The sequence below is a fragment of the Paracoccus sp. KR1-242 genome, from assembly GCF_049446195.1.
Taxonomy (GTDB): Bacteria; Pseudomonadota; Alphaproteobacteria; order Rhodobacterales; family Rhodobacteraceae; genus Paracoccus; species Paracoccus broussonetiae.
The window spans coordinates 91,969-117,952 of the sequence record NZ_JBMSED010000012.1; the positions used below are offsets into that span (position 1 = coordinate 91,969).

Below are 25,984 nucleotides of genomic sequence, written 5' to 3' on the forward strand. Positions count from 1 at the left end.
CGCTTTCGCGTCTACCGGGGGAAGGACGATGACCACAGATCCCGATGATCCCAGGCTGCTCGTCTCGACCGACTGGCTGGCCGCGCACCTGTCCGATCCCGATCTGCGCATCCTTGATGCGACCTGGTTCCTGGAACCGGGACGGGATGCCCGCGCCGAATATGCCGCGGCGCATATTCCGGGGGCGCGCTTCTTCGATCTTGACGAAATCACCGATAAGCGCAGCAGCCTGCCCCACATGGCCCCCCTGCCCGAGCTGTTCATCAGCCGGATGCGGGCGATGGGCATCGGCGACGGCCATCAGGTCGTGATCTATGACAACTCGCCGGTGCGTTCGGCCGCGCGGGTGTGGTGGACCTTCCGCCTGATGGGCAAGACCGACGTGGCCGTGCTGGATGGTGGCCTTGGGAAATGGCTGGCCGAGGGCCGTCCGGTCGAGGATCTGCCCCCCGTCATGCGCGACCGCCACATGACCACGCAGCGCCAGGCCGCGCTGGTCCGCGACGTGACCCAGGTCGCCGCGGCCAGCAAGCTTGATTCGCATGTCATCATCGATGCCCGTTCGGCCGAACGCTTCCGGGGCGAGGCGGCCGAGCCGCGCGCCGGGCTGCGCTCGGGTCATATTCCGGGGTCGCGCAACCTGCCCTTTGGCCGGCTTTACAATCCCGACGGCACGATGAAATCCGCCGACGCCCTGCGCGTGGAATTCGAGGCGGCGGGCGTCGACCTGACCCGGCCGGCGATCACCACCTGCGGCTCGGGCGTGACCGCCGCGACGCTGTTTCTGGCGCTCGAGCGAGTCGGGCACAGGGATCATTCGCTTTACGACGGAAGCTGGGCCGAATGGGGCAGCTTCCCGGACCTTAAAATCGCAACCGGAGACGCGTGATGCTGGGCAATCTGAAACCGCAAGCCCCCGACAAGATCCTGGCCCTGATAGGTGAGTTCAGGGCTGATCCCCGTCAGGGCAAGATCGATCTGGGCGTGGGGGTCTACAAGGATGCGACCGGCCACACCCCGATCATGCGTGCGGTGTTGGAAGCCGAAAAGCGGATGCTGGAGAACGAGACCACCAAGACCTATGCCGGTCTGGCGGGTGAACCCGAATTCCAGAGGGCGATGGGCGAGCTGATCCTTGGCGCGGGCCTGAAGCCCGAGACGACGGCGGCGCTGGCCACCGTCGGCGGCACCGGCGCGATCCGTCAGGCGCTGGAACTGGCACGGATGGCGAATCCCGACCTGCGCGTGTTCGTCAGCGACCCCACCTGGCCGAACCACGTCTCGATCATGAATTTCATGGGCGTGCCGGTCGTCACCTATCGCTATTTCGACGCCGAAACCCGTGGCGTCGCATTCGACGCGATGAAGCAGGACATTTCAGCCGCGAAAAAGGGCGATGTCGTCCTGCTGCACGGCTGCTGCCACAATCCGACCGGCGCGAACCTGACGCTGGATCAATGGGCCGAGGTCGCCTCGATCCTTGAAAAGACCGGCGCCACCCCGCTGATCGACCTGGCCTATCAGGGCTTCGGCGACGGACTGGAAGAGGATGCGGCTGGCACCCGCCTGATCGCCTCGCGTATCCCGGAAGTGCTGATCGCGGCCTCGTGCAGCAAGAATTTCGGCATCTATCGCGAACGTACCGGCTGCCTGCTGGCCCTGTGCGACAATCCCGCGACCAAAGAGCTGGCACAGGGCGCGATGGCGTTCCTGAACCGCCAGACCTATTCCTTCCCGCCCTTCCACGGCGCGAAAGTCGTCGCAACCATCCTGAACGACGCCGGTCTGCGCGCCGACTGGCAGGCCGAGCTTGAGGAAGTCCGCGGCGGCATGCTGCGCCTGCGCGAGCAACTGGCGACGGAATTGCGCGACCTTGCGGGTTCGGATCGCTTCGGCTTCCTGGCCGAGCATCGCGGCATGTTCTCGCGCCTTGGCGCCTCGCCCGAGCAGGTTGCCCGCATGAAGGAAGAATTCGGGATCTATATGGTCGGGGATTCGCGCCTGAACATCGCGGGCCTGAACGAAGCCACCATCCCGGTCCTTGCGCGCGCAATCATCGAAGCCGGCGTCTGACCGGCAGCTTTCGCGGAAAAGGAAAAGCCCGGTCGCAGGACCGGGCTTTTACATTTCAGGCATGTTTGCCAAGGCGTCGCTCGATATAGTCGCGCAACTCCTCGATCTCGACATGGCTTTCCTTCAGCTCGTCCTGAACCGATTGCAGTTCGGATTCCGCCTTGCCGACTCGGCCCACCAGTTCGGCCTCGCGTTCTTCCAGCTCGCGCACGGCCTTGTCGCGCGCCTCTTCGGCGTCGTGAAGCTGCTGCGCCATGCTCTCCAGCTCGCCCATCTCGGCGCGAGTGACGCGGCCAAGACGGTGGATCAGCCAGCTTGCGAACCAGCCCAGCAAGAAGGCGGCGAACAGGATGACCGCAGTCGCGATGATGAATTCGTTGCGATTCATGCGAAACCCTTTCGGTTCGTTACCAGCGCGCGGGCCGAGGAAAAGGCCCCACGCGTCATTTCTTGTCCGCCTTCACGGCCGCCTCGACATCGGGCGGGCCCATCGGCTCAATCTTCGGCAGGTCTTCGACGGGGATGTCAGCAATCTCGCCGTCTTGCCCTTCTGCCTCGGCCACGCCCTCCATGTTGTCGGGGAAGGCAGCCTCCAGCGCGGGAACGGTCAGGGCCTCGATCACCTGGATCGAGACCTGGGCATTCGCCACCGCATTGGCGGGGGCGGTTGCCGCGGCGACAATCACCTCTGCCCCCGTCGGGCCGCCCGGATGCCCGGCATCAGCAGCCACAGGCCCCTCCAGCGCCACGCGGATGGCGCCGCTGGCAGCGGCAGCGGCTGAGCGGGCGATCTTTGCAGCCGTGACCTCGGCACTGTCGGTGATGCCCGCGAACTGTTCGGGTGCCGAGATATCGTCGTCCGAGACCGGTTCCTCGGACAGCAGGGTGAATTCGATGCGGCGGTTCGCCTCGCGCCCGGCTTCGGTTTCATTGTCGGCGATCGGGCGGCTTTCACCATAGCCGGTCGAGGTCATGTGGGGCGCAGCCACGCCATGCGCGCGGATCGCGTCCATGACCGCCTTGGCGCGGTCCCGCGACAGCTTGGCATTCATGTCCTCGCTGCCCTGACTGTCGGTATGGCCCGCCAGCTCGATCTTGTAGTCGGCGCAATCCTGCATGGCGGCGGAAATCCCCGCCAGCGTCGGTTCGGGGTCGCCCGCGATAATGGATTTGCCCGGCTCGAACCCGATTTCGGATTGCGACATGACGCTGTTCAGCCGGTCCACGCATTCCTCACCCGTCGGCACCGCCAGAAGCGGGTCCAGCCGCTTGTCATAGCGGATCGACAACTCGTAGCGCGCACCCGCGCCCAGACGCTGCGACAGCCGTGCAACGGCCATGTCGGACGCCGTCGGGCTGCCGGAGATCCCCGACAGCCGGATCAGATCGGGGGTCACGCTGACCGAACCCTGATCCAGCGTCGCCAATGCCTCGATCGCGGCGATGGTGCGCAGCGTCCAACCCTCGGGCAGGGACGGATCGATCCGCAGGCCATTATCGACATCGCCGAAGCGCGAACTGGCCAGGCTGTCGACTGCGCCGCGCATCCGTTCGTTTCCGATCCGGCCGCGCAGTTCGACGTGATCGTTGGCGATCACGGCCGAAAATTCGGCGGGGCCTCGAATGGGTTCGATCTGCTTTTCATGTTCGGCGCGCAGGTTGAACAGCGCGGGCAGCGCCGCATCCAGCTTCGCCACGGCCGCATCATAAGTCGCCGGCGGAACCGAGGCGGGGGCAAACAGCGTGATCTGGGTATCGGTCAGCGTGACGGCGCCTGCGCCAAGCGTGGCGACCGCCTGGATCGCGGGAACGGCGGCATCGGCCCAGCGCGTCGTGGGCGCGCCAAGGCCAAGCGTGCAATGCGCCTCGCCCGCGACGCCCGCGCCGGCGCCCGCGGCGACGATACGGTCGCGGCCCGCTTCATCATTGGCCGCGCAGGCTTCGAACCGGGCGCCCTTGTCATCCTTGACGAAGCGCAGGGTAAACGGGGTGATGACCGGGCGGGGCGCGGTGACATCCGCCTTCAGCGAGATCCCGGCGGGCCGGGTTTTTTCCAGCGCCGTTTCCAGATCTGCCTTTTCCAGCGCGCTGTCGGTGATCGCGCGCACCTCGACCGAACCGGGCGCGATCGAGACCTTGGCCTGATGCGCCAGCTTCGCGGCCCGAAGCCCGTAATCGAAAGCCGCCTGCCAGCCGTCGGGGGCGGGGTAATCGGCGGTCTCGACAAGATCCGAAATCTCGCCCCCCGCCGCCTCGGCCCGAAGCGAGGCGACCATCGCCTTGCGGTCCAGCGCCGCGGGAACAAGCCCGACAATCGAGATGCCGTGGTCATTGCGCAGCAACTCGATCTCGAATTGCGGCGCGCCCATGCTTTCGCGGGCGGCGACCTGGATCTCGTCGATGACGCGATCGGGTTCGACCACGGATTCGGCGCGGGATTTGGCGCGGAAGCGCTGCACCTCGTCCGGTGCGGTGCCGGTCAGGCGGACCAGAAGCCCGTCGGTGGTGACCGTCGCCCAGTCATATCCGCCCTGCTTCAAGGCCGCGGCGACCTCGGTGGCAGAGTGGGTCTCGATGAAATCCGCCGCGGCGCGCGCCCCGACGAACGAGAGGCCACCAGCGGCTGCGATTGCGATCAGGCTTGCGACGACGGCAGGACCGCGGCGCGTTCTTCGATTGGCCATAAAGGGGGGCCTTCGGCTGTTTCCGACCCGGGGGATTTAATGCCCAGGGCCGAAAATCGCAATCAGACCAGCCCAGCCAAGGCAAGAAACAACGCAACGACAAGTCCCGCATCGCGGTTTGCGCGGAAAAGTCGAAGGCATCCGGCGCTGTCATTCATGTCGAAGCGCTTGAGTTGCCACGCAAGATGCCCGGCGAAACCGACGACGCCCGCCAGAGCCAGCCACAGCGCCGCGCCATGCGGCCGCGCCGCCAGAACTGCCAGCACCAGGCAGACGACCGCACCCGCGCCAAAGCGCAAAAGCCATCGGCGCGAATCAGTTCCGAACAGCCGCGCAGTGGATTTCACGCCGATCAGGGCGTCATCCTCGGCGTCCTGGTGGGCATAGATCGTGTCATAAAAGACCGTCCAGGCGATCCCCGCCAGATAGGCGATGACCGGTGCCAGCCCGATCCCGCCCATATGCGCCGCCCAGGCCAGAAGCACGCCCCAGTTGAAGGCAAGCCCCAGAAAGACCTGCGGCCACCAGGTAAAGCGCTTGGCGAAAGGATAGATCGCCACCAGCGCCAGCGATGCGACGCCCAGCAGGATCGCAGCCTTGCCCAGCGTCAGCAGGATCACCAGCCCGGCCAGCGACTGGGCCACCAGCCAGGCGACTGCCCCCCAGACCGAGACCTGCCCCGACGGAATCGGACGAGAGCGCGTGCGGCTGACGCGGGCGTCGATGTCGCGATCGGTGATGTCGTTCCAGGTGCAGCCCGCGCCGCGCATCAGGATCGCCCCCAGGGCGCAGGCGATCACAATCCACAGGTCGCGCCAGGTCGGGCGGTCGGCGATCATGGCCAGCCCGACGCCCCACCAGCAGGGCAGCAACAGCAACCATGTCCCGATCGGGCGGTCGGCGCGCGACAGGCGCAGCCAGGGGCGCCATGCTTCGGGCGCATAGCGGTCGACCCAATTGTCGGGCGGAGCATCGGCGACGCTGCGCTGCGCCTCTGGCGTCTGGTGTGGGGTCTGCATTAGTCTGCGCCTCATCATGGCGAAAATCAGGTTGTTCATAGATCACCCGCTGACCCTCGGACAAGGCATCGCGCTTGGTTCCGACCAGGCACATTACCTTTCTTCGGTCATGCGGCAGGGCGTCGGAGACGAAGTCCTGCTGTTCAACGGCCGCGACGGCGAATGGCTGGCGCGGATCGAACGGCTGGCCAAGCGCAACGGCGACCTTGTCGCGGTCAGGCAGACGGCACCGCAGATGGACCCGCCCGACCTGTGGCTGGTCTTTGCCCCGATCAAGAAGGCCCGCACCGACTTCATCGTCGAAAAGGCGGCCGAGATGGGCGCATCCCGCATCCTGCCCGTCCAGACCGAGCACACCAATTCCGAGCGCATCCGCCAGGACCGCCTGCAAGCCCATGCGGTCGAGGCGGCCGAGCAATGCGGCGGCACCTTCGTCCCCGAGGTCACGGACCTGCTGGCGCTCTCCCGGCTTCTGGATGGCTGGGACGCGACCCGACGCATCCTTTGGGCGGATGAGGCGCTGGTCGGTCCCGCCGCCACGCTGGCCGGGCTGAAGCGCGGTCCCTGGGCGATCCTGATCGGCCCCGAAGGCGGGTGGAGCGAATCGGAACGCGCCCGGCTTTCGGCGATGGATTGTGTCACCCGCATATCGCTAGGCCCCCGGATCCTGCGCGCCGACACTGCCGCCGTCGCGTCACTTGCGTTGTGGCAAGCCGAATTGGGCGATTGGAATTAGTCGCGCCCTGAAATTGACGCAACTTCCTCCCGCGAATTGGCGGATGCGCGACAGTTTATTGCACCAAAGCCGCGCAATCACCTCTTTGTCATAAAAATTTAATGAAAACGGCGCCTTATGCGTGCGCTGCATAGCGGCAATGTCGCTGCGGTCGTAGAATTCCGAAATTGCCCAGCCTATATGCTGGCCATCAGATAACCGCCCGTATTCAGGGCATTTCCAAGAACAGGTGACATCATGTCGGCGATTGACACGAACCGCGTCCATGGCGGGACGCGCTCTTTCGGTATTGGCTCGAAATTTCTGGCGGCTTTCTCTGCCTGGAACGATGCACGCGTTACCCGTAACGCGCTGAGCCGCCTGTCGGACCGCGAGCTGGACGATATCGGTCTGTGCCGCGGCGACATTGAGCGGATTGCACGCGCCCGCTAATACCGGCGAAGAGCGATGCGAAACGGGCCCCGGTTGCTCCGCGGGGCCTTTTCAATTCCCCCTTGTCGCGATGTGAAAAACCCGCCCCTTTTCGGGGGCGGGTTTTTCCTTATTTGCGATGCACCACCAGCGTCGACCATTCGCCGTAATCGTCGCGGCGGTCCAGGGGCAGACCGCCTGCGGCATAGGCGGCAATCACCTCATCCGCCTGAGTGACCAGGATACCCGACAGGATCGCCTTGCCGCCCGGGGCAAGCTGGCGGGCCATGTCCGGAACAAGATCGATCAGCGGCTGCTTCAGGATATTGGCAAAGATCAGGTCAAAAGGAGCGGCACTCTCGATCAACGGATGGTCGAAGCCCACGGCCTCGACGCATTCGACCCGTCCATCCAGGCCGTTCGCAATCACGTTGGCCCGCGCCACGTCGACGGCGACCGGATCGATGTCGCCCGCCAGCACGATAACCGGAAAGGCGCGCGCGGCGGCCATCGCCAGAACCGCGGTCCCGCAGCCGACATCGACGATGCGCTGAGGCTGTTCGCCCGCCTCGATCATGCGGTCCAGCGCCAGCAGGCAGCCCTTGGTCGTCGCATGATGGCCGGTGCCAAAGGCCATTGCCGCCTCGATCAGCAGACCTTCCGATCCCTCGGGAACCTTGTCGGCATCATGGCTGCCGTGGACGAAGAAGCGCCCGGCCTCGACCGGGGACAGCTCGCGCTTGACATGGGCGACCCAATCGACCTCGGGCAGTTCCGAGATGACAAACGGGTCCGCCCCCCAGGCCGCGGCCATCAGAGCCAGGGCGACCTCGTCCGGGCTTTCGGTGAAGTACAGGCCCACCTCCCACCGGTCGCTGCCGTCTTCGATCTCAAAAACGCCGCTGCCGACGGGTTCCGGGGTCAGATCCTCGCCCAGCTCTGCTATGGCCTCGGCGGCCTCGCGTCCGGCGGTCTGGGTCAGCGCGGTCCAGGTGGGCATCAGATCTCCTCGGGAATATCGGTCAAAGGCGCCTCTACGCCCGTGCCGCGCAGCCCGCAATAGCCGTCCGGATAACGGTCCAGGTATTGCTGGTGATCCTCATGCGCCGGATAGAAGGGACCGGCCGGCTCGATCCGGGTGGTGATGTCCGCAAGTCCCGCGACGGCCAGACGGTTGCCGTAATCGGCCTTGCTGAATTCCGCCGCCGCCTTCTGGCTTTCGGTGAAATACATGATGAGCGAGCGGTATTGCGAACCCACGTCATTGCCCTGACGGTTACCTTGGGTCGGGTTGTGGTTTTCCCAGAACACCTGCAGCAGACGCTCAAAGCTGATGCGCGAGCTGTCATAGATCACGCGCACGACCTCGGCATGGCCGGTAGTCCCGGCGCAGACCTGCTTGTAGGTCGGATTCTCGACTGTGCCGCCGGCAAAGCCGACCTCGGTCAACCAGACGCCGTCCAACTGCCAGAACAGCCGTTCGACACCCCAATAGCAGCCCATGCCGAAAATGGCCTGGTCGAAGCCCTTGGGAACCGGCGCGTCCAGCGGCCGGCCAAAGATACGGTGGAGGGGAGCGGTCATTGACGCATCCTTTCAAAGCTATTGCCGTGGATTTAGGCACGGCCCTACGTTCGTGCAACATGGCATACCCCGTGCCGGTTGGTTCCGGCACCGGGAAAAACGAAAAGGAATCCCATGCAACCCGGTTCCCTGAACCTTATCACCGATGTCGATGGCCTACTGGTCGGAAATGCGCGGGACGATGCGCTGCGGTCGGGGACCACGGTCCTTCTGGCCGACCGCCCGTTGGCCTGCGGGGTCAGCGTCATGGGCGGCGCACCCGGCACGCGCGAGACCGAGCTTCTGGCTCCCGACAAGACAGTGCAGGGGATCGACGCGCTGGTGCTGTCCGGCGGCTCGGCCTTTGGTCTTGCCGCCTGCGATGGCGTGTCCGAGGGGTTGCGCCGTCTTGGCCGGGGTTTCCCGGTCGGGCCGGTCCGGGTGCCGATCGTGCCCGGCGCCATCGTCTTCGACCTGCTCAACGGCGGCGACAAGGAATGGGACCAGAATCCCTATCCCGCGCTAGGCAGAAAGGCGCTGGACGCCGCCTCGGCCCGGTTTGCGCTTGGCAGCGAAGGCGGCGGCACGGGCGCGCTGACCCATCGCTGGAAGGGAGGACTGGGCTCTGCCTCGGCGGTGCTTGATTGCGGCGTGACGGTTGGGGCGCTGGTGGTCGTGAACGCGCTTGGCTCGGTCACCGCTCCGGGGGGACGGCAGTTCTGGGCCGCGCCGTGGGAAATGGACCAAGAATTCGGCGGTCTCGGCTTTGCCGGTCCGATCGATGCCGCCCATGAGCCGCCAATGACAAAGCAACTGGGCGAGGCCACGACCATTGCCGTCGTCGCGACGGATGCGGCGCTGGACAAGGCGGCGTTGACCCGAATGGCGACCGCCGCGCAGGACGGCATGGCTCGTGCGATCGTTCCCAGCCACACCCCTTATGACGGGGACCTGGTCTTTGCCGTCTCGACCGGCGCGCGGCCGCTACCCGATCCGGTGCTGACACCCTTTCAGCTTGGACATGCCGCGGCATCGGTGCTGGCGCGGGCCATCGCCCGCGGCGTCCATGCCGCCATCCCCCGTCCCGGCGACCTGCAGCCCTGCTGGTCCCGGAAATGAAAGGGGCGACGGGAGAGAGAGTCCGCCGCCCCAGTCTGAACACGTCAAGAGGGAAAACCTGACGATAGGCGCTCAACGCCCAAGCCTCGATCCGGATCCATGACATTTCCGAGAGCAGGAAAAAATCCCGCCGCCCTTGCTTTGCGGGCGCGAAAGGTAAAGCTTTCGGATCGACGGAAAGCAGGAGTCTGGCGATGAACACACATGCAACCGATTTGAAAATGCTGCTGAAGGATCCGTCCCTGCTGGAAACCCGCGCCTATGTCGCGGGGGCGTGGACAGATGCAGATGACGGCGCAACCTTCGACGTCATCAATCCCGCGCGCGGGGATGTCATTGCCCGGGTCGCCGATCTGGGCCGGGCCGAGGTCGCCCGCGCAATCAGCGCCGCGGCCGAGGCAATGAAGGCCTGGACCGCGCGCACCGCCAAGGATCGCGCGCAGGTCATGCGCAAATGGTTCGACCTGATGATGGAAAACCAGGACGATCTGGGCAAGATCCTGACCGCCGAGATGGGCAAGCCACTGGCCGAGGCCAAGGGCGAAATCGCCTATGGCGCCAGCTTCATCGAATGGTTCGGCGAGGAGGCCAAGCGCATCTATGGCGAGACCATCCCCGGCCATATGCCCGACAAGCGCCTGACCGTCATCCGCCAGCCGATCGGGGTCGTCGCATCGATCACGCCCTGGAACTTTCCAAATGCCATGATCACCCGCAAATGCGCCCCGGCCCTGGCTGCGGGTTGCGGCTTCGTGGGGCGTCCCGCCTCGGAAACGCCGCTGTCGGCGCTGGCGATGGCGGTGCTGGCCGAACGCGCGGGCATCCCCAAGGGGCTGTTCAGCATCGTGCCGTCGACGAAGGCATCCGATATCGGCAAGGAATTCTGCGAAAATCCGTTGATCCGCAAGCTGACCTTTACCGGCTCGACCAATACCGGGCGCATCCTTTTGCGACAGGCGGCGGATCAGGTACTGAAATGCTCGATGGAACTTGGCGGTAACGCGCCCTTCATCGTCTTCGACGACGCCGATCTTGATGCCGCGGTCGAAGGAGCGATGGCCTCGAAGTTCCGCAACAACGGCCAGACCTGCGTCTGTGCAAACCGCATCTATGTGCAGGCCGGTGTCTATGACGCCTTCGCCGACAAGCTGGCAGCGGCGGTCGAGAAGCTGCGCGTGGGAGACGGCCTGGCCGAAGGCGTGACGACCGGCCCCCTGATCAACAAAAAGGCCGTCGAGAAGGTTCAGGACCACATCCAGGACGCGCTGTCCGGTGGCGCCCGGATCCTGACCGGCGGCAAGCCGATGGAGGGGCTGTTCTTCGAACCCACGGTCGTCACCGGGATCACCCAGTCGATGAAGGTCGCGACCGAGGAAACCTTTGGCCCGCTGGCCCCCCTGTTCCGCTTCGAGACCGAGGACGAGGGCGTGGCCCATGCCAATGACACGATCTTCGGCCTTGCGGCCTATTTCTATGCGCGCGACATCGGGCGCGTGACGCGGGTGCAGGAGGCGCTGGAATACGGAATCGTCGGCGTGAATACCGGCATCATCTCGACCGAGGTTGCGCCATTCGGGGGCGTCAAGCAATCCGGCCTTGGCCGTGAAGGATCGAGGCACGGGATCGAGGATTACCTTGAGATGAAGTATATCTGCCTGTCGGTCTGACTTTCTGGCACGAACGGCCCAGTCAGGCGGTGTCGGACCACTTGGTTCACTCCGCTTGACAACCCCCCGGCCCGAGGCGGACTGTTGGGCGCATGCATGTAGGAGGTTCTGAGAATGCCTTTCGTGCCTGCTCCCCAATATGTCGTAAACGCTCATGCCCAGGCTCAGGCAGGTCTGGTCACGCTCAACAATCCAGCAGCCACCAACGTCCCCAGAAATAACCGGACCTGGAAAGTCGCCGTCCCGCGCGCAAGATCGGCCGTCGCCCATCCCGTCCACGCGATACCGATGTCAGCCGTGACCGGCAGCGAGATCGTGCTGCGGGGCGACACCCGCACGCCGCAGGCGATCGAGGCCGCTGGCGGGCTCTATTCGCAGCGCGTCGGTCAGGCTTTGCCGACCCAGGCCGTCGGTCCCGGCACGCCGATGAGCGCGCATCGCGGTCCCACAGTCATGGAGGAATATGTCCACAATCCACATGATCCCGACGCCCATCAGGCATTCGCCCACGCGACAAGATTTGTGTCCTGCACCAGGGATATAGGCATTGCAAAGGGGTTTGCGACACCGCACGGACATGTCTATCTGGCGCGCGCGAACGTCGGTGTGGACTACAACGCCTATCGGGGCGGCGGCAATGCCGGGCAGGCCGAGGTCATGGTGATACAGGGCCTGGCAATGAACGACATCATCGCGGCAAGGCGGATGGCGGACAACGCAATCTTCATCAACAGCACCTTCCAGCAGGCCAATATGCCTCAGGCGACGTTCAATGCCGCGATGAACCTGCTGATGGGCTGATGGGCAGTATCCGCAGCGCAGCGAAACGCCCGAAATGAACCCCGAGGTAAGCGGTTCACGGCGACGGCCGCCGTGAACGGTCAGGATGCGGAAAACTCCAGAGCAATGCGCTGGAGTTCCCGGAATCAGCGCTTGTCGTCTTCGTCCTCGTCCGCGTCGTCATCCTGCGCGGGCAGGTTGAAGAAGCTGTCGGCGTCGAGGTTTTCTTCCTTCTTCGGCTTCTCGTCCGAGCCGCCAAGGGTGAAGCCCTCAAGACCGGCGATCGAGCTGGGCATCCGCGGCTCGTCCGACATGGCGAGCGAGGTTTCCGTCGACAGCAGCTTGCGACGCTCGTCATCGGTCATCGCGCCGCCTTCCGAGGCCTTGCGCTTGGCGGCCTTCTGCACGGCCGCGTCCAGTTCGGACTGGCGGCACAGGCCCAGGGCGACCGGGTCGATCGGCTGCATGTTCTGGATATTCCAATGCGTCCGCTCGCGGATCGAGGCGATGGTCGGCTTGGTCGTCCCGACCAGCTTGGCGATCTGGGCATCGGCCAGTTCGGGATGGAACTTGACCAGCCACAGGATCGCATTCGGACGGTCCTGGCGCTTGGAGAGCGGGGTATAGCGGGGGCCGCGGCGCTTTTCCTCGCCCTCGGCGGCGGGGTTGTGCTTGAGCTTCAGCTTGTAGCGTGGGTCTTTCTGACCCTTCTCGATCTCGATCGGATCAAGCTGGTTCGAGGCAACCGGATCGAAGCCCTTGACGCCTGCCGCCACGTCACCGTCGGCAATGCCCTGGACTTCAAGCTCGTGCATGCCACAGAAGTCGCCGATCTGTTTGAAGCTGAGAGTCGTGTTGTCGACCAGCCAGACGGCGGTGGCCTTGGCCATCAGCGGCTTATTCATGACCTTCTCCTTAACAATATCTTCTTCGGCCGGGAAAACGGCTTTTGGCGGGCGCCATTCCATTTTCAGGGGGGATTGACCGCGTATATAGGCGTTTCAGGGCCCGGAATAAAGCCTGAATTTCGTGGCACCGCTGGCGCGACCGGGCTAGTTTTGCGCCATGATGCGATTTCTTCTGCTTGCCGCCGCCCTGCTTTGCGCCGCCCCTGCCGATGCCCAGGACCGAAAAAGGGACCGGGCCGGAGAGTTCGACTATTACGTCCTGTCGCTTAGCTGGTCGCCCAGCTGGTGCGCGCAAGAGAAGGGGCGCGACGATGCCGGGCAATGCGATCCCGGTCGCGCGCTTGGCTTCACCGTCCACGGGCTTTGGCCCCAGCACGAACAGGGCTGGCCTTCGGATTGCCGCACGGATGCGCGCGATCCGTCCCGACGCGAAACCCGGCAGATGGCGAACTTGATGGGTTCGGGCGGTCTGGCCTGGTACCAGTGGAAGAAACATGGCCGCTGTTCGGGCCTGTCGGCGCATGATTATTTCGCAACGATGCGCGAGGCGGCAGAGCGCGTTCACCTGCCCGACGTCCTGCAGCGGCTGTCGCGCGATGTCACCCTGCCCGCCGATGTGGTCGAGGCCGCGTTTCTTGAGACCAATCCGGCGATGACCCGCGACGGCATCACCGTCACCTGCCGCGACCGCGCCCTGCAGGAGGTCCGCATCTGCCTGACACGCGACCTGGAGCCCCGCGCCTGCGCGCCCGACAGCCGGCGCGATTGCCGCGGCAGCATCCAGATGCCGGCGCCCCGCTGACGGGGCCGCAGCCGGCCTCCGGCGGGGGTATTTGGCAAACGGTGAAACCGGGCGCGCCGCCCTATTCCTCGGTTACGCGCAGGACGATCTTGCCGATATGGTCGCCCCCTTCCATCCGGCGATGCGCCGCGTCTGCCTCGGCCAAAGGAAAGCTGCTGTCCATCAGCGGGCGCACGGCCCCCGTTTCGACCAGCGGCCAGAGGTCGCGGGCAAGCTCCGCGGCGATCACGGCCTTGGCGAGGTCGGATTGCGGGCGCAGCGTGGCCCCGGTCACGGTCAGGCGGCGCATCATGATCTGGGCGAAGTTGATCTCGGCCTTGGGACCGGACAGGAAGGCGATCTGGACCAGCCGCCCTTCATCCGCCAATGCCTTCAGGTTCCGTGCGATATAGCTGCCGCCCACCATGTCGAGGATCAGGTCCGCGCCCCCTGCCTCTTGCAGGATCTGGACGAAATCCTGGTCGCGGTAATTGACCGCACGGGCACCCAGGGCCGCGCAGGCCTGACATTTGGTGTCGGAGCCCGCGGTGGCCCAGACCCTTGCGCCAAGCGCGCGGGCGATTTGGATTGCCATCGTGCCGATGCCGGACGAGCCGCCATGGACCAGAAAACGTTCGCCGCCCTTCAGCCTGCCGCGCGTCACCACGTTCGACCAGACGGTAAAGGCGGTTTCGGGAAGTGCCGCGGCTTCGCGCAGGGTCAGCCCCTCGGGAACCGGCAGGGCGTGATCGGCGGGACAAAGCGCATATTCGGCATAGCCTCCCCCCGGAAGCAGCGCACAGACGCGGTCGCCGACTTTCCAGCGCGTGACCCCCGGACCGATCGCGGCAACGGTGCCCGCGCATTCCAGGCCGGGCAGGTCCGACGCTCCGGCAGGGGGCGCATAGACCCCCATGCGCTGCAAGACATCGGGACGGTTCACCCCGGCCCAATGGACCCGGATCAGGATCTGACCGTGCCCCGCCACCGGGACCGGTCGCTTCGTCACTTCCAGCACATCGGCTGCCCCCGGCGCGGTGATCGCGACCGCCCGCATCATGTCCGGGATCATGCGTCGGCCCGCCCTTCGGGTCCGGCGGCGGGGTGGCAGACATGACCCGGCGCGGGCCGCCTGCGCGGGGCGCGGATCCAGCCGGTCGCAAAGGCGCCAAGGGCACCGACGCCCGGCAGGCTGCCCAGCTGCCCCTTGAACTTTTCGAAGCGCATCACCCCCTCGATCCGGCGGTCGAGGAAGGCGCGCGTGTCCTGAAACCCCGGCGAATCGTCGCCCAGCCAGTAGAGCACCGTCGCGCCATAGACGGTCGAGAGCGTGGCGCGCTTGGAATACCAGTTCACGTCCTCGGACGTGTCGCCAAGGCCATCCCAGATCGTATCCGCGGTTTCCCAGATCAGCCGCGCACCCAGCGCCGCGTGCTGGGGCAGCGCCATGACCACGGCCCCGGCGCGCGCCATCTCGCGGTCGGTCGAGGTCAGGCGGCGCATCACGGCATCGGTGATGCGGTCACGGAAACGGCCCTGAAGCGTGCCGCGCGCCAGCCATTCGCGCAGCGCCGCGTCCCCGCGGCGGTGATAGGCTGCGGCAAGGTCGACCCCGCCCCGGGGCAGGTGGACGCGAATCAGGCCGGGCGCCAGGCCGATGTCGCGCGCACCCGCAGCCACGGCCTTGTCGCTCATCCCGTCGAAGACGACATGCACCAGCGCCGCGTCGATCAACCTGTCCCGTTCATTCGTCATTCTTCACTCCTGCGGATCGCGGGGAAAATCTGGACAAAAGCGATTCGCCCTGTTATGAGGCCGCTTCCTGCAATTCAGATCAACTTTAACCTAGGAAGGTGGTGACAACCACATGCAGGTAAGTGTTCGCGACAATAACGTCGAACAGGCGCTTCGTGCTCTGAAGAAAAAACTTCAGCGCGAGGGGGTGTTCCGTGAAATGAAGCTCAAGCAGCATTTCGAGAAACCCTCGGTCAAGAAGGCCCGTGAAAAGGCCGAGGCCGTCCGCCGTGCCCGTAAGCTGGCGCGCAAAAAAGCGCAACGTGAAGGCGCACTGTAAGACAAGCGACACGTTTGTTTTCCAAAACCCCCGTGGCCCAGCCTCGGGGGTTTTACTTTGCTCAGACCGGCAGCGCGGTGGTGAAGGCCACCGTCTTCAGCGAGAACGAGGAATGCATCTGCGCGACGCCCGGCAGCTTGGTCAGGCGCTGGCGGTGGATGCGGGCAAAGTCGTCGGTGTCGCGGGCCACGACCTTCAGCAGGTAATCCGCCGATCCCGCCATCAGGTGACATTCCAGCACGTCGGGGATCTTGCGGACCTCGCGCTCGAACGCTTCGAGCAGCTCGTCGGCCTGACCGGACAGGGTGATCTCGACAAAGACGGTTGTCGGGCGTTCCAGCTTGCGGGCATCCAGCAGCGCGACATAGCCGCGGATCATTCCCATTTCCTCAAGCCGCTGGACGCGGCGGTGGCAGGCACTGGGGGACAGGCTGACCTCGGCCGCAAGCTCGGCATTGGTGATGCGCCCATCCCGCTGCAGAACGGTCAGGATGCGGCGATCTGTTGCGTCGATGTCGCCCATGTCGAAAGAGCCTGCCCGTTTTCTGCCCGCATGCGGGATGATGTCCCAAGCCGGTCCGGGCTGCAAGCGTCAGGGCGCGGCGCGCCCTGCCCCGGCACGCCGCCCGCATCGGCTGGCCGGAGGATCAGGCGCGGTTCGCGCGCAATTCGTCCCGGATCTCGATCAGCAGCTCCTGCTCGGACGGACCGGCGGGGGCCGCTTCCTCGACCTTTTTCTGGACGACGCTGTTTTGCAGCTTGTTCACCGCCTTGACGAGCAGGAAGACCGCCCAGGCGATGATCAGGAAATTGATGATCGCGGAGAGGAAGGAACCCCAGGCAAAGACCGAGGCGCCGGAATCGCGCGCAGCCTTCAGGCTGGCGCCATCGGGAACCTGACCCTTGAGCACCACGTAATGCCCGCTGAAATCGGTACCGCCGGTCAGCAGGCCGATGATCGGGTTGATCAGGTCGGTGACCAGCGAGTTGACGATCGCAGTGAAGGCGGCGCCGATGATGATGCCGACGGCAAGATCGACGACATTGCCGCGGGCGATGAACTCCTTGAACTCCTTGAGCATGTGCTTACCTTTCCTCAGACCTGTCGCGCCGATGGGGCAAAGCGTTCCCCGCGGCAACCATCCCTCAAAGATTGTTCAGGATCTTCCCAAGATGTCTACACTTTCCGACTTTCCGATCACGCATCGCTGGCCGCCCGTGCGTCCCGACGTGATCCAGCTTTACACATTGAATACCCCCAACGGCATCAAGACTTCGGTCATGCTGGAGGAGTGCGGGCTGGATTACGACGCCCATCGCATCAGCATCGGCGACCCCGAGGATCAGTTCACGCCGGAGTTCCTGTCGCTGAACCCGAACAACAAGATCCCGGCGATGATCGACCCGAACGGACCGGACGGAAAGCCGATCGGCCTGTTCGAGACGGGGGCCATGCTGATCTATCTGGGCGACAAGACCGGGAAGTTCCTGCCGCGCGAGGGTGCCGCGCGCTATCACACGATCCAGTGGCTGATGTGGCAGATGGGCGGCGTCGGACCGATGTTCGGCCAGGTCGGATTTTTCCACCGCTACAAGGGCAAGGAGATCGAGGATCCGCGTCCCCGCACCCGCTATTACACCGAGGCGCGGCGGCTTCTGGGCGTGCTGGACCGCCAGTTGCAGGGCAAGGACTGGATCACCGGCGAATATTCCATCGCCGACATGGCCATCGGCCCCTGGTTGCGCACCGTCCGCGTGAATTATGAGGCCGAGACCGAAACAGGCATGGCCGAGATGGGGAACGTCCAGGCCTATCTGGAACGGTTCCTGGCACGCCCTGCCGTGCAGAAGGGGATCGAGGTCGGCGCGGCGTGAACCCGCGATTGGGGGCTCTGCCCCCGACGCGCGTGCCGCGCGCCTCCCCCGGGGTATTTGGTAAACGTTGAAATGGAAAAGGCCGGGGTGTGATCCCGGCCCTTTTACATCAGCTGCGCAGCGTGCCGCCGGTGGCCTTGGTCACCTTTTCGACGATCTTCGCGCTGACGGATTCGATATCCGCGTCGGTCAGCGTCTTGTCCTTCGGTTGCAGGCGGGCGGTGATCGCGATCGACTTCCGGCCGCCTTCCAACCCGGTGAACTGGTCGAAGACCGAGACCTTTTCGATCAGCGCCTTGTCCGCGCCCGCAGCGGCATTGACCAGCGTCAGGGCCTCGACCCCGGCATCGACGACGAACGCGAAGTCGCGTTCCACCGCCTGCAGGCCGGAAAGCTCCAGCGCGGGGCGAGACGGCGTCTTGACCTTCGGCAGCGGCACGGCGGCAATGCGGATGGTGAAGCCCACCGCAGCGCCCTTGATGCCGAAATGGCGCAGGATTTTTGGGTGAATTTCGCCAAAAGTGGCCAGCGCCTTCGGTCCAAGTGCGATATTGCCCGCGCGACCGGGATGCCACCAGGCGTCAAGCTTGCGGTTGATCTGGGCCTTGGCGGGCGCGCCGATGACCTGCAGGATCGCCTCGGCATCGGCCTTGGCGTCATAGATGTCAACCTTGCGGCGCGAGGCGAAAGGATCACGGGGCGCGGTATTGCCGACGAGAATGCCGGCAAGGTGCAGATCCTGATCGCCCGGCTCGCCGCCCGAAAAGACCGGGCCGCATTCGAACAGCGCAAGATCCATGAAGCCGCGCGCCTGGTTGCGGGCCGCAGCCGCGAGCAGGCCGGGCAGAAGGTCGGGACGCATATGCGTCATCTCGCTGCTGATCGGGTTCTCGATGCGGACGGCATCGCTGCCGCCGCCGAAAAGCACCGCCGCCTGCTGGTCGATGAAGCTGTAGGTCACGCATTCGTTGTAACCAAGGCTGGCCGCCATGCGGCGGGCGGCCTTTTCGCGGCTTTGCAGCGGCGTCAGCACCGGCTGCGGCACACCCGCCTGCGGACGGGCCAGCGGCTGGCCCTTGAGCTTGGTCAGCGAGGCGATGCGCGCGACCTCTTCGACAAGGTCGGCGCTGCCCAGGACGTCGGGACGCCAACCGGGGACGAAGGCCTGATCGCCTTCCAGCCGGAAGCCCAGGGCCTCCAGCGTGGCGCGCTGCTCAGCCTCGGGGATGTCCATGCCGACCAGGCTGATGACGCGGGCCGGCTCCAGCCGATAGCTGCGGGTGGTGTCGGGAACGGCGCCGGCGGTAACGACCTCGGAAGCCTCGCCGCCGCAAAGATCAAGGATCATCCGGGTTGCAAGCTCCAGCCCCGGACGGGTGAAGCTGGGATCCGCGCCGCGCTCGAAGCGATAGCGGGCGTCAGAGTTGACCTTCAGCGCCCGGCCCACGGTCGCGATGGCGATCGGATCCCAATAGGCGCTTTCCAGGAAGACATCGACCGTGTCATCCGAACAGCCGGAATGTTCACCACCCATGATGCCGGCGATACTTTCGGGTCCATTCTCATCAGCGATGATCATGGTTCCGGCGGCGAAGGCATAAGTCTTTCCATCCAGCGCCAGAAGCTCTTCCCCCTCGCGCGCGGGGCGGACCGTCAGGTCGCCCTGCACCTTGGCGGCATCGAAAACATGCAGCGGGCGGTTCAGGTCGAAGGTGAAGAAGTTGGTGATGTCGACCAGCGTGTTGATCGGCCGCAGCCCGATCGCGGTCAGGCGCTTTTGCAGCCATTCCGGCGAGGGACCGTTCTTCACGCCACGGATCAGGCGGCCCGAGAAGAAGGGCGCGCGCGCGGCGACCTCGGCATCGATCACGACCTTGATCGGCGACGGGAAGCTGCCCGGAACCGTGATGTCCTTGACAGGCTTCAGCTTGCCCAGACCACGCGCGGCAAGATCGCGGGCGATCCCGTGGACGCCAAGGGCGTCGGGGCGGTTCGGGGTGATCTTGATCTCGATGACCGGATCGACCGTCTCCGGGCGGTTCGCGGCCAGCCAGTCGACGAATTTCTGACCGACTTCGCCCGAAGGCAATTCGATGATGCCGTTATGTTCGTCGGAAAGCTCCAACTCGCGTTCCGAGGCCATCATGCCATGGGATTCGATGCCGCGGATCTTGCCCACGCTGAGTGTGACGTCGATGCCGGGGACATAGTCGCCCGGTTTCGCCAGCACGACGGTGATGCCTTCGCGGGCATTGGGCGCGCCACAGACGATCTGCTTTTCGCCTTCGTCCGTCATCACCCGGCAGACGCGCAGGCGGTCTGCATCGGGATGCTGCTCGGCCGCAATGACCTTGGCGATGGTAAAGGACGACAGCTTCGCGGCCGGATCGGTCACGCCCTCGACCTCGAGGCCGAGATCGGTCAGCGCCTCGGTGATCTGATCAAGCGAGGCGGTGGTGTCGAGATGCTCCTTGAGCCAGGAGAAGGTGAATTTCATGGCGCGGCTCCGTCGGGTTTGGCGTCCCTTAGCGCATGGCGCGGCGGATTGGTAGGGTGGTGCGCCGCGCGGACGTGACGGAGCCGGGATTCCCTGCGTTGGCGGCGCTTTCCTTCGGTCCCTGACCTTGCGCTGGGTCCGGCCCACCCTATGTTAATGGTGTAAACATCAAGGATACGAGGTCGATGGACACCCAAAGGGAATTGCTGATCGAACAGAGGGTCGCGAATGACGCGAAGTCGCCGCTGGTGGCCTATCTGCTGGCGATCCTGCTGTGGGGCTTTGCTGCCCACCGCATGTATCTGGGCCGCTGGTTCAGCGGCATCGTCATGCTGGTGATGTGGGGGCTGGGCTGGCTGCTGACGCCCGTTTTGATCGGCTGGCCGCTGGTCGGTCTGGTCTGCCTGTGGGCGCTGATCGACCTGTTCCTGATCCCCGGCATGATCCAGGACGACAAGGATGACATGCGCCGCCGGTTGGGATCCAGCTGGGCCTGACCCCTGAGCAGTGGAATGCCCGCCCTGCCCCGTGCATGGAGCAAGGCGGGCATGGTCTGTCAGCTGACCAGCGCGCGCGCGTTCTGCGCGTGACGCCCGGCAAGGCGGCGGCCCTGCCGTCCCGAGGCCAGCACACGCGCCGGGGCGGGGACATGGTCCATCTCGGCCAGTTCAGGGAACAGGGCAAGGATCTCATCCGCCGCAGCCGGACCGACGGATTTCAGCGCCTCGCCACCGGGATAGAAGGACTCGGTCTTTGCCCCGTTTGCGATGACCACCTCGTGCCGTTCGAACAGCATGTGGAAATATTCGACTTCGGCCAGATCAGAGGCGATCTCGACTCCGGGCAGGTCCAGAAGCTGCTTGGCCGCGACAAGAACCTCGGACGTGCCGAACATGCGCTGCGCAATGCGCGAACGGACCAGCACGCGATGCTGGGGCGACACGACCAGATCCTGAACCGGCAGACCATCCCCCAGCGCACCCGCGCGGATGCGGATCGGACGCAGGTTGGCATGCAGCATCAACGCGCCAGAGCCCAGCTTGCGGGCCCCGATCCAGCGGATGGGCTGGATGCCGTTGTCCAGCGTGACGACCATGTCGCCGACGACCAGATCCTCAATCGCGACGGGACCATCGGGCGTCTCGATCAGGGTGCCCCGCGCGAAGCAGAAGATGGTGATGTCATTGCCCTGCAAGGCCATCGTGCCGACATCCTGACCATCGGCGTTAACGACGGTATAGCCGGTCGAAATCAGCGGAGGGGTTTCGGTATCATCGACGGTCGACGCCGTTTCGACTAGCGACCAGCCCGGCGGCAGATTGACGACCACGGTGTCGATCTCGCCATCCGCAGGTGCAGAGGTAACGTTAATCGTGCCAGAGAAACCTTCGCCGATGTTTACCGTGACCGTATCGTCCGAACCGCTTCCCCCCGTGGCCTGATTGTAGGAACCAAAGGTGGAGGCATCGATAACATAGTCTGCCATTCTTACTTCTCCATAAAACAGACCGCTCGGGTCGACGGAAATCGCATCTAGCGGTTGCAGGCTGCACGACTCCCGGATCAAGTGAAAGCCCGTTGCGTGAAATGCGCATAACAAGGTCGCCAGCTTCCGCGACGGAACCCGCAATTGGGCGAAATGCCGCCGGACGGGGCAGATATGCAAAACGCCCGTGAAGCGGGTTCACGGGCGTTAGTCGATCTCCGGTTCGGCCTTATCGGCTGAGGCCGCCCGACACGGTCGGCATGTCACCTGCGGCGAAACCGTAATGCCGAAGCCAGCGCAGGTCGGATTCGAAGAAGGCGCGCAGGTCGGGAATGCCGTATTTCAGCATCGCGATGCGGTCGATACCCATGCCGAAGGCAAAGCCTTGCCATTGTTCGGGATCCACCCCGGCGGCGGCCAGAACCTTGGGATGGACCATGCCCGAACCCAGGATCTCCATCCACGAGTTGCCCTGCCCCAGCGTCAGCTTGCCACCTTCCCAGGAACAGCGGATATCGACCTCGGCCGAGGGCTCGGTAAAGGGGAAATGGCTGGCGCGGAAGCGCAGCTCGACCTCGTCCAGTTCGAAGAAGGCGCGGCAGAACTCCTCAAGCGTCCATTTCAGGTTCGCCATCGAAATGTCGCGGCCAAGCGCCAGCCCCTCGACCTGATGGAACATCGGCGCATGGGTCTGGTCCATGTCCATGCGATAGACGCGCCCCGGCGCGATGACGCGGATCGGCGCGCCCGTTTCCTGCATGGCGCGGATCTGGACCGGCGAGGTATGCGTGCGCAGGACGTGCGGGGGGCGGGCATCACCTTCGGCGCGGGCCATGAAGAAGGTGTCATGCTCTTGCCGTGCGGGGTGTTCCGGCGGAATGTTCAGCGCGTCGAAATTGAACCAGTCGGATTCGATCTGCGGCCCTTCGGCGACGCGGAAGCCCATGTCGGCAAAGATCGCGGTGACTTCTTCGGTGACCTGGCTGACGGGATGAATGGTGCCTTGCGGGCGCGGACGGCCCGGCAGGGTGACGTCCAGCCATTCCTCTTTCAGGCGGGCATCCAGCGCCGCATCCTCAAGCCCCTGCTTGCGGGCGCGCAGCGCGGCGTCGATCTCGTCCTTCAGGCGGTTCAGGTCGGCACCGCGGGTCTGACGCTCTTCCGGCGTCATGCGGCCCAGTTCCTTCATCATGCCGCTGATCTCGCCCTTCTTGCCAAGGGCACCCAGGCGGACCTGTTCAAGCGAGTCACCATCGGCGGCGCCCGCGATACGGTCGAGATAGGACTGGCGAAGGGTGGTCAGATCGGACATGGCGGCTTTCCTTGCGGTTCCCGCGCGCCTTATCACGCACGGGCGGATTGCGAAAGTGCGGGGCCTCAGAAGGTTTCGGACAGGCGTTCGACCGGCCGGCACAGGCGCGTCGCCAGGGGGCCCGCGACGATCGGGCGTTCGACCAGGATCGGGTTCTGCACCATGTGATCCAGGATCGTCGCGTCATCGGCCCCGACCAGCCCGCGTTCGGCCGCGTCGGTGCCCTTGACGCGCAGCGCCTGCGTGGGCGTCAGGCTGGCCGCGCCAAGCAGCGCCGCCAGCTCGTCCCGGTCCCAGCCCTGCTGGATATAGTCTACGACGCGCGGCTCATGCCCGGCGTCCCGGATCATCTGCAAGACCTTGCGCGAGGTCGAGCAGTTCGGCTTGTGGTAGATCGTGATCACGTCTTGCTTCCAGATTGGCCTGCGGGCGCCCGGCGCGGGGCGGGACGGTCATCGCGGCTCGGGATTGTCGCAGGTGACATAGGGGATCGTGCCCGGCAGTGCAACGATGCCCGTCTTGCCGGGGGGCTTGCCCTAGCGCGGTGTAACGGTCAGCCAGACACCGCCATGCGGTCGAAGGGTCAGGATCATGCGCGGCTCGGGCGCGCGCGCGGTCAGGCCGAAGCGCAGGCCCGCGACCAGTGTGGACAGGATGATAACCGCTTCCTGCACCGCAAAGCTTGCGCCGATGCAGATTCTTGGCCCCGCCCCGAACGGCAGGAAGGCAAAGCGGTCGCGTGGCGCGCCGGGCGCAAAGCGGTCCGGGTCGAAGCGATCCGGATCCTCCCACAGCATATGGTGGCGGTGCAGCGCATAGACCGGCAGCATGATGGTGTCGCCGGGCCTGACTTCGCGCCCGCACAGGCGGTCATGGATCAGCGCCGTCCGCGACAGGAAGGCCGCGGGCGGGTAAAGTCGCAACGCCTCGTCAACGATCTGGCGCAGATAGGGCAGGCGCGGAACATCGGCCGCGGTGGCCGCGCGCGCGCCCAGAACACCGCGAGCCTCGGCCGCGGCGCGGTCCTGCACCTGAGGATCGAAGGCCAGCAGGTAAAGCGCCCAGGCCAGCGTCAGCGCCGTCGTCTCGTGCCCGGCAACGATGAAGGTCAGCAGGTTGTCCCGCAGCTCGCCCGTCGACATGGCGCGGCCCGTCTCGGGGTCCTGCCCGGCCCGCAGCAGGTCCAGAAGATCGGGCGTCGGCCGCTGCCCCGACTGCGACCGGGCACGGATGGCATCGTCCGCGACCCGCTTCATCCGCTTGAGATCGCTGCCCGACCGCACGCGGCCAGGGCGCGGGATCCAGCCGGGCAGTCCCAGGATGTCCATGACCGACAGCCGCGCCGCGCTGGAGATATAGGAATCGATCGCCTGGTGGACCGCGTCGCGATCAAACCCCTCGCCCCCGGAAAAGGTCACGTCCGAGATGACCTCGAAGGTCGCGGCGACGGTCTCGGCAAAGACGTCGACTGGCCCCGTGGCCGAGGCAAGGCGGCGCCGACTCGCTTCGGCCGCGGCGGTCATCACCGGGGCCAGGGCTTCGACATGGCGCTGCGCAAACGCGGGCGCGGCAGCCCGGCGCTGCCAGCGCCAATGCGCCCCCTCGGCGACAAACAGGGACTGGCCGATGGCAGGTTCCAGAAGCAGCTTGGTCACGACGGATTTCGGGTAATCGTCGACGCGGTCCTTCAGAACGATGGCCAGCGCGCCGGGATCCATGACCATGTGCCAGCGCTTGCCGGTCCGGCCTGAAACCATGGGCTGGCGCGTCGCAATCTCGGGGATCAGTTCCAGCACGTTGCGCCGCGCGACCAGCGCCGAGCCCAGTATGCCAAGCGGCCTGCGCCCCAAGGGGACACGGGCCGGATAGCGGGAACTTTGTTCGCTCAGCTGGGGTGCGGCAAGATCGTCCATGACGAAAAAACCCGCGCCTGGGGCGCGGGTTTCATTCACGTTCCGTCTTTTTCAGACGAAAGCGATCAGGCGGCTGCCTTGGCCTGGGCCACGACCGCAGCGAAAGCGTCGGGCTCGTGCACGGCCAGGTCGGCCAGAACCTTGCGGTCCACCTCGATGCCGGCCTTGGCCAGCGCCGCGATGAAGCGCGAATAGGTCATTTCCGCATCCACGGCGCGGACGGCGGCGTTGATCCGCTGGATCCACAGCGCGCGGAAGTTGCGCTTGCGGTTCTTGCGGTCGCGGGTGGCGTATTGGTTCGCCTTGTCGACAGCCTGGGTGGCGGTACGGAAGTTGCGCGAACGGTTGCCGTAATAGCCTTTGGCCGCGTCAAGAACCTTCTTGTGGCGGGCGTGGGTGACTTTTCCCGACTTGACTCGTGACATGTCTGGTTCTCCTTAGCGGTTGTAGGGCATGTATTTCTTGACGATTTTCGCGTCCGCATCGGACAGGATCATGGTCCCAGTCACATCGCGGATGAATTTCGTCGAGCGTTTGATCATGCCGTGGCGCTTGCCGGCCGGGCCAGCCTTGACTTTGCCCGAGGCCGTGAACGAGAACCGCTTTTTCGCGGCCGCTTTGGTCTTCATCTTCGGCATTTTACTCTCCTTGCGGTCAGAGTGAACGCACGACTCGGCAATGCCATATTGGCCGGCCGTGCGGGTGGAAGCGCGCCCTATACGGGTGCGCGGGCGAAAAGGCAAGCCCTATTGGCTGGACTGGCCGGTAGTCGGGGCACCTGCCGCCGGAGCATCAGCGGCGGGTGCGTCGGTCGAGGTCGTCGGCGAAAGCTGGCCGCTGGTCACGCGGAACCAGGATTGCGCGACGCTGTTCAGGCTTAGCGGGCGGTCGTCAAGCGCGTTGGTCGCCAGCAGCACCAGCAAACCCAGCACCAGCGAGATCGCCGCCCCGCGCGGGGCTTGTGTCCGGGCCAGCGCCAAGATCGCCAGCAGCACCGACAGGATGCACAGGGCAACGCCCGCTAGGAGCAGAATATCGATCATCGCGCCGTTCCCTCGCCTTCGCTGATCCGTCTGATCCTAGGAC

29 protein-coding genes are annotated in these 25,984 nt (G+C 65.3%); 11 read left to right on the top strand and 18 right to left on the bottom strand.

All coding sequences use genetic code 11. From position 1 onward, the window contains the following. The first annotated feature begins 28 nt into the window (after positions 1–28). Positions 29–889, top strand: a complete 861-nt coding sequence (gene sseA / locus ACO2Q4_RS17915) for a 3-mercaptopyruvate sulfurtransferase (protein WP_311757664.1) — start codon at positions 29–31, stop codon at positions 887–889. Then, positions 889–2,073 (top strand): aromatic amino acid transaminase, encoded by a 1,185-nt coding sequence (locus ACO2Q4_RS17920; protein WP_423320970.1) that lies wholly within the window; start codon positions 889–891, stop codon positions 2,071–2,073. Before sseA ends, ACO2Q4_RS17920 begins: the two co-directional genes overlap by 1 nt. A gap of 55 nt (positions 2,074–2,128) precedes the next feature. Here the strand turns inward: ACO2Q4_RS17920 and ACO2Q4_RS17925 are convergent, their stop codons facing one another. From ACO2Q4_RS17925 to ubiA, 3 genes are all read right to left on the bottom strand, one after another. After that, complete coding sequence (locus ACO2Q4_RS17925) at positions 2,129–2,461, bottom strand: hypothetical protein (RefSeq protein WP_423320972.1); 333 nt, start codon at positions 2,459–2,461, stop codon at positions 2,129–2,131. 55 nt (positions 2,462–2,516) lie between these two features. Next, positions 2,517–4,757 (bottom strand): OmpA family protein, encoded by a 2,241-nt coding sequence (locus ACO2Q4_RS17930; RefSeq protein WP_423320974.1) that lies wholly within the window; start codon positions 4,755–4,757, stop codon positions 2,517–2,519. 62 nt (positions 4,758–4,819) lie between these two features. Beyond that, entirely contained in the window at positions 4,820–5,776 is a 957-nt protein-coding gene (ubiA, locus tag ACO2Q4_RS17935) for a 4-hydroxybenzoate octaprenyltransferase (RefSeq protein ID WP_423320976.1), read from the bottom strand. Between the two features lie 16 nt (positions 5,777–5,792). Between ubiA and ACO2Q4_RS17940 the strand changes: the two genes are divergently transcribed. Further along, positions 5,793–6,512, top strand: coding sequence for a 16S rRNA (uracil(1498)-N(3))-methyltransferase (locus ACO2Q4_RS17940; RefSeq protein ID WP_395131335.1), 720 nt, complete (start codon positions 5,793–5,795; stop codon positions 6,510–6,512). Between the two features lie 237 nt (positions 6,513–6,749). Further along, positions 6,750–6,944 carry a DUF1127 domain-containing protein gene (locus tag ACO2Q4_RS17945; RefSeq protein ID WP_311757670.1) on the top strand — a complete coding sequence of 65 codons (195 nt, stop codon included), beginning with the start codon at positions 6,750–6,752 and terminating at the stop codon, positions 6,942–6,944. Positions 6,945–7,053: 109 nt separating this feature from the next. Here ACO2Q4_RS17945 and ACO2Q4_RS17950 read toward each other — a convergent pair whose 3' ends face one another. Then, the gene (locus ACO2Q4_RS17950) at positions 7,054–7,923 is read right to left on the bottom strand and encodes a 50S ribosomal protein L11 methyltransferase (protein ID WP_423320979.1); all 870 of its coding nucleotides are present in this window, start codon (positions 7,921–7,923) and stop codon (positions 7,054–7,056) included. Continuing rightward, entirely contained in the window at positions 7,923–8,507 is a 585-nt protein-coding gene (msrA, locus tag ACO2Q4_RS17955) for a peptide-methionine (S)-S-oxide reductase MsrA (RefSeq protein WP_423320981.1), read from the bottom strand. The genes ACO2Q4_RS17950 and msrA overlap by 1 nt, the downstream gene beginning before the upstream one ends. A 114-nt stretch (positions 8,508–8,621) precedes the next feature. On the opposite strand from msrA, the gene ACO2Q4_RS17960 reads away from it, so the two are divergent. From ACO2Q4_RS17960 to ACO2Q4_RS17970, 3 genes are all read left to right on the top strand, one after another. After that, positions 8,622–9,605, top strand: coding sequence for a P1 family peptidase (locus ACO2Q4_RS17960; protein ID WP_423320983.1), 984 nt, complete (start codon positions 8,622–8,624; stop codon positions 9,603–9,605). A gap of 194 nt (positions 9,606–9,799) precedes the next feature. Beyond that, on the top strand, positions 9,800–11,272 hold the full coding sequence (locus ACO2Q4_RS17965) for an NAD-dependent succinate-semialdehyde dehydrogenase (protein ID WP_423320985.1): 1,473 nt from the start codon (positions 9,800–9,802) through the stop codon (positions 11,270–11,272). A gap of 288 nt (positions 11,273–11,560) precedes the next feature. Next, complete coding sequence (locus ACO2Q4_RS17970) at positions 11,561–12,073, top strand: hypothetical protein (RefSeq protein WP_423320987.1); 513 nt, start codon at positions 11,561–11,563, stop codon at positions 12,071–12,073. 125 nt (positions 12,074–12,198) lie between these two features. Here the strand turns inward: ACO2Q4_RS17970 and ACO2Q4_RS17975 are convergent, their stop codons facing one another. Beyond that, complete coding sequence (locus ACO2Q4_RS17975) at positions 12,199–12,957, bottom strand: DUF1013 domain-containing protein (protein WP_311757676.1); 759 nt, start codon at positions 12,955–12,957, stop codon at positions 12,199–12,201. A gap of 163 nt (positions 12,958–13,120) precedes the next feature. Here ACO2Q4_RS17975 and ACO2Q4_RS17980 point away from each other — a divergent pair, with 163 nt between their 5' ends. Next, positions 13,121–13,762 carry a ribonuclease T2 family protein gene (locus tag ACO2Q4_RS17980; RefSeq protein ID WP_423321100.1) on the top strand — a complete coding sequence of 214 codons (642 nt, stop codon included), beginning with the start codon at positions 13,121–13,123 and terminating at the stop codon, positions 13,760–13,762. 61 nt (positions 13,763–13,823) lie between these two features. Here the strand turns inward: ACO2Q4_RS17980 and ACO2Q4_RS17985 are convergent, their stop codons facing one another. Then, entirely contained in the window at positions 13,824–14,813 is a 990-nt protein-coding gene (locus ACO2Q4_RS17985; RefSeq protein ID WP_423320989.1) for an NAD(P)H-quinone oxidoreductase, read from the bottom strand. Continuing rightward, entirely contained in the window at positions 14,810–15,496 is a 687-nt protein-coding gene (locus tag ACO2Q4_RS17990) for a COQ9 family protein (protein WP_423320991.1), read from the bottom strand. The genes ACO2Q4_RS17985 and ACO2Q4_RS17990 overlap by 4 nt, the downstream gene beginning before the upstream one ends. A gap of 112 nt (positions 15,497–15,608) precedes the next feature. On the opposite strand from ACO2Q4_RS17990, the gene rpsU reads away from it, so the two are divergent. Continuing rightward, entirely contained in the window at positions 15,609–15,815 is a 207-nt protein-coding gene (gene rpsU / locus ACO2Q4_RS17995) for a 30S ribosomal protein S21 (protein ID WP_011748553.1), read from the top strand. Between the two features lie 61 nt (positions 15,816–15,876). Here the strand turns inward: rpsU and ACO2Q4_RS18000 are convergent, their stop codons facing one another. Beyond that, positions 15,877–16,338, bottom strand: coding sequence for an Lrp/AsnC family transcriptional regulator (locus tag ACO2Q4_RS18000; RefSeq protein ID WP_423320995.1), 462 nt, complete (start codon positions 16,336–16,338; stop codon positions 15,877–15,879). Positions 16,339–16,462: 124 nt separating this feature from the next. After that, complete coding sequence (gene mscL, locus ACO2Q4_RS18005; protein WP_311757681.1) at positions 16,463–16,897, bottom strand: large conductance mechanosensitive channel protein MscL; 435 nt, start codon at positions 16,895–16,897, stop codon at positions 16,463–16,465. 91 nt (positions 16,898–16,988) lie between these two features. Between mscL and ACO2Q4_RS18010 the strand changes: the two genes are divergently transcribed. Further along, positions 16,989–17,690 carry a glutathione binding-like protein gene (locus tag ACO2Q4_RS18010; protein WP_311757682.1) on the top strand — a complete coding sequence of 234 codons (702 nt, stop codon included), beginning with the start codon at positions 16,989–16,991 and terminating at the stop codon, positions 17,688–17,690. Between the two features lie 109 nt (positions 17,691–17,799). On the opposite strand, the gene pheT is transcribed toward ACO2Q4_RS18010, so the two are convergent. Further along, positions 17,800–20,187 carry a phenylalanine--tRNA ligase subunit beta gene (pheT, locus tag ACO2Q4_RS18015; RefSeq protein WP_423320997.1) on the bottom strand — a complete coding sequence of 796 codons (2,388 nt, stop codon included), beginning with the start codon at positions 20,185–20,187 and terminating at the stop codon, positions 17,800–17,802. 185 nt (positions 20,188–20,372) lie between these two features. Between pheT and ACO2Q4_RS18020 the strand changes: the two genes are divergently transcribed. Continuing rightward, entirely contained in the window at positions 20,373–20,684 is a 312-nt protein-coding gene (locus ACO2Q4_RS18020) for a TM2 domain-containing protein (RefSeq protein WP_423320999.1), read from the top strand. A gap of 59 nt (positions 20,685–20,743) precedes the next feature. Here the strand turns inward: ACO2Q4_RS18020 and ACO2Q4_RS18025 are convergent, their stop codons facing one another. The 7 genes from ACO2Q4_RS18025 to ACO2Q4_RS18055 form a co-directional block, all read right to left on the bottom strand. Next, the gene (locus tag ACO2Q4_RS18025; RefSeq protein ID WP_423321001.1) at positions 20,744–21,673 is read right to left on the bottom strand and encodes a Hint domain-containing protein; all 930 of its coding nucleotides are present in this window, start codon (positions 21,671–21,673) and stop codon (positions 20,744–20,746) included. A 229-nt stretch (positions 21,674–21,902) separates the two neighbouring features. Further along, a complete protein-coding gene (gene pheS / locus ACO2Q4_RS18030; RefSeq protein ID WP_395131352.1) occupies positions 21,903–22,985 on the bottom strand; it encodes a phenylalanine--tRNA ligase subunit alpha in 1,083 nt (360 codons plus the stop codon). Positions 22,986–23,050: 65 nt separating this feature from the next. Beyond that, on the bottom strand, positions 23,051–23,389 hold the full coding sequence (locus ACO2Q4_RS18035) for an arsenate reductase family protein (protein WP_311757687.1): 339 nt from the start codon (positions 23,387–23,389) through the stop codon (positions 23,051–23,053). A 132-nt stretch (positions 23,390–23,521) separates the two neighbouring features. Continuing rightward, a complete protein-coding gene (locus tag ACO2Q4_RS18040) occupies positions 23,522–24,898 on the bottom strand; it encodes a cytochrome P450 (protein WP_423321102.1) in 1,377 nt (458 codons plus the stop codon). Positions 24,899–24,963: 65 nt separating this feature from the next. Next, positions 24,964–25,323: a 50S ribosomal protein L20 gene (gene rplT / locus ACO2Q4_RS18045; RefSeq protein ID WP_311757689.1), complete on the bottom strand. Its 360-nt coding sequence runs from the start codon at positions 25,321–25,323 to the stop codon at positions 24,964–24,966. 12 nt (positions 25,324–25,335) lie between these two features. Continuing rightward, entirely contained in the window at positions 25,336–25,536 is a 201-nt protein-coding gene (rpmI, locus tag ACO2Q4_RS18050; RefSeq protein ID WP_020949155.1) for a 50S ribosomal protein L35, read from the bottom strand. A 108-nt stretch (positions 25,537–25,644) separates the two neighbouring features. Then, positions 25,645–25,941 carry a hypothetical protein gene (locus ACO2Q4_RS18055; RefSeq protein WP_395131363.1) on the bottom strand — a complete coding sequence of 99 codons (297 nt, stop codon included), beginning with the start codon at positions 25,939–25,941 and terminating at the stop codon, positions 25,645–25,647. Between the last annotated feature and the right edge of the window lie 43 nt (positions 25,942–25,984).

What these genes read in the sequence shown, in the direction of transcription:
- sseA (WP_311757664.1), top strand. Translation starts at nt 29, where the DNA reads ATGACCACAGATCCCGATGATCCCAGGCTGCTCGTCTCGACCGACTGG.
- ACO2Q4_RS17920 (WP_423320970.1), top strand. Translation starts at nt 889, where the DNA reads ATGCTGGGCAATCTGAAACCGCAAGCCCCCGACAAGATCCTGGCCCTG.
- ACO2Q4_RS17925 (WP_423320972.1), bottom strand. Translation starts at nt 2,461, where the DNA reads ATGAATCGCAACGAATTCATCATCGCGACTGCGGTCATCCTGTTCGCC.
- ACO2Q4_RS17930 (WP_423320974.1), bottom strand. Translation starts at nt 4,757, where the DNA reads ATGGCCAATCGAAGAACGCGCCGCGGTCCTGCCGTCGTCGCAAGCCTG.
- ubiA (WP_423320976.1), bottom strand. Translation starts at nt 5,776, where the DNA reads ATGCAGACCCCACACCAGACGCCAGAGGCGCAGCGCAGCGTCGCCGAT.
- ACO2Q4_RS17940 (WP_395131335.1), top strand. Translation starts at nt 5,793, where the DNA reads ATGGCGAAAATCAGGTTGTTCATAGATCACCCGCTGACCCTCGGACAA.
- ACO2Q4_RS17945 (WP_311757670.1), top strand. Translation starts at nt 6,750, where the DNA reads ATGTCGGCGATTGACACGAACCGCGTCCATGGCGGGACGCGCTCTTTC.
- ACO2Q4_RS17950 (WP_423320979.1), bottom strand. Translation starts at nt 7,923, where the DNA reads ATGCCCACCTGGACCGCGCTGACCCAGACCGCCGGACGCGAGGCCGCC.
- msrA (WP_423320981.1), bottom strand. Translation starts at nt 8,507, where the DNA reads ATGACCGCTCCCCTCCACCGTATCTTTGGCCGGCCGCTGGACGCGCCG.
- ACO2Q4_RS17960 (WP_423320983.1), top strand. Translation starts at nt 8,622, where the DNA reads ATGCAACCCGGTTCCCTGAACCTTATCACCGATGTCGATGGCCTACTG.
- ACO2Q4_RS17965 (WP_423320985.1), top strand. Translation starts at nt 9,800, where the DNA reads ATGAACACACATGCAACCGATTTGAAAATGCTGCTGAAGGATCCGTCC.
- ACO2Q4_RS17970 (WP_423320987.1), top strand. Translation starts at nt 11,561, where the DNA reads ATGTCAGCCGTGACCGGCAGCGAGATCGTGCTGCGGGGCGACACCCGC.
- ACO2Q4_RS17975 (WP_311757676.1), bottom strand. Translation starts at nt 12,957, where the DNA reads ATGAATAAGCCGCTGATGGCCAAGGCCACCGCCGTCTGGCTGGTCGAC.
- ACO2Q4_RS17980 (WP_423321100.1), top strand. Translation starts at nt 13,121, where the DNA reads ATGCGATTTCTTCTGCTTGCCGCCGCCCTGCTTTGCGCCGCCCCTGCC.
- ACO2Q4_RS17985 (WP_423320989.1), bottom strand. Translation starts at nt 14,813, where the DNA reads ATGATCCCGGACATGATGCGGGCGGTCGCGATCACCGCGCCGGGGGCA.
- ACO2Q4_RS17990 (WP_423320991.1), bottom strand. Translation starts at nt 15,496, where the DNA reads ATGACGAATGAACGGGACAGGTTGATCGACGCGGCGCTGGTGCATGTC.
- rpsU (WP_011748553.1), top strand. Translation starts at nt 15,609, where the DNA reads ATGCAGGTAAGTGTTCGCGACAATAACGTCGAACAGGCGCTTCGTGCT.
- ACO2Q4_RS18000 (WP_423320995.1), bottom strand. Translation starts at nt 16,338, where the DNA reads ATGGGCGACATCGACGCAACAGATCGCCGCATCCTGACCGTTCTGCAG.
- mscL (WP_311757681.1), bottom strand. Translation starts at nt 16,897, where the DNA reads ATGCTCAAGGAGTTCAAGGAGTTCATCGCCCGCGGCAATGTCGTCGAT.
- ACO2Q4_RS18010 (WP_311757682.1), top strand. Translation starts at nt 16,989, where the DNA reads ATGTCTACACTTTCCGACTTTCCGATCACGCATCGCTGGCCGCCCGTG.
- pheT (WP_423320997.1), bottom strand. Translation starts at nt 20,187, where the DNA reads ATGAAATTCACCTTCTCCTGGCTCAAGGAGCATCTCGACACCACCGCC.
- ACO2Q4_RS18020 (WP_423320999.1), top strand. Translation starts at nt 20,373, where the DNA reads ATGGACACCCAAAGGGAATTGCTGATCGAACAGAGGGTCGCGAATGAC.
- ACO2Q4_RS18025 (WP_423321001.1), bottom strand. Translation starts at nt 21,673, where the DNA reads ATGGCAGACTATGTTATCGATGCCTCCACCTTTGGTTCCTACAATCAG.
- pheS (WP_395131352.1), bottom strand. Translation starts at nt 22,985, where the DNA reads ATGTCCGATCTGACCACCCTTCGCCAGTCCTATCTCGACCGTATCGCG.
- ACO2Q4_RS18040 (WP_423321102.1), bottom strand. Translation starts at nt 24,898, where the DNA reads ATGGACGATCTTGCCGCACCCCAGCTGAGCGAACAAAGTTCCCGCTAT.
- rplT (WP_311757689.1), bottom strand. Translation starts at nt 25,323, where the DNA reads ATGTCACGAGTCAAGTCGGGAAAAGTCACCCACGCCCGCCACAAGAAG.
- rpmI (WP_020949155.1), bottom strand. Translation starts at nt 25,536, where the DNA reads ATGCCGAAGATGAAGACCAAAGCGGCCGCGAAAAAGCGGTTCTCGTTC.
- ACO2Q4_RS18055 (WP_395131363.1), bottom strand. Translation starts at nt 25,941, where the DNA reads ATGATCGATATTCTGCTCCTAGCGGGCGTTGCCCTGTGCATCCTGTCG.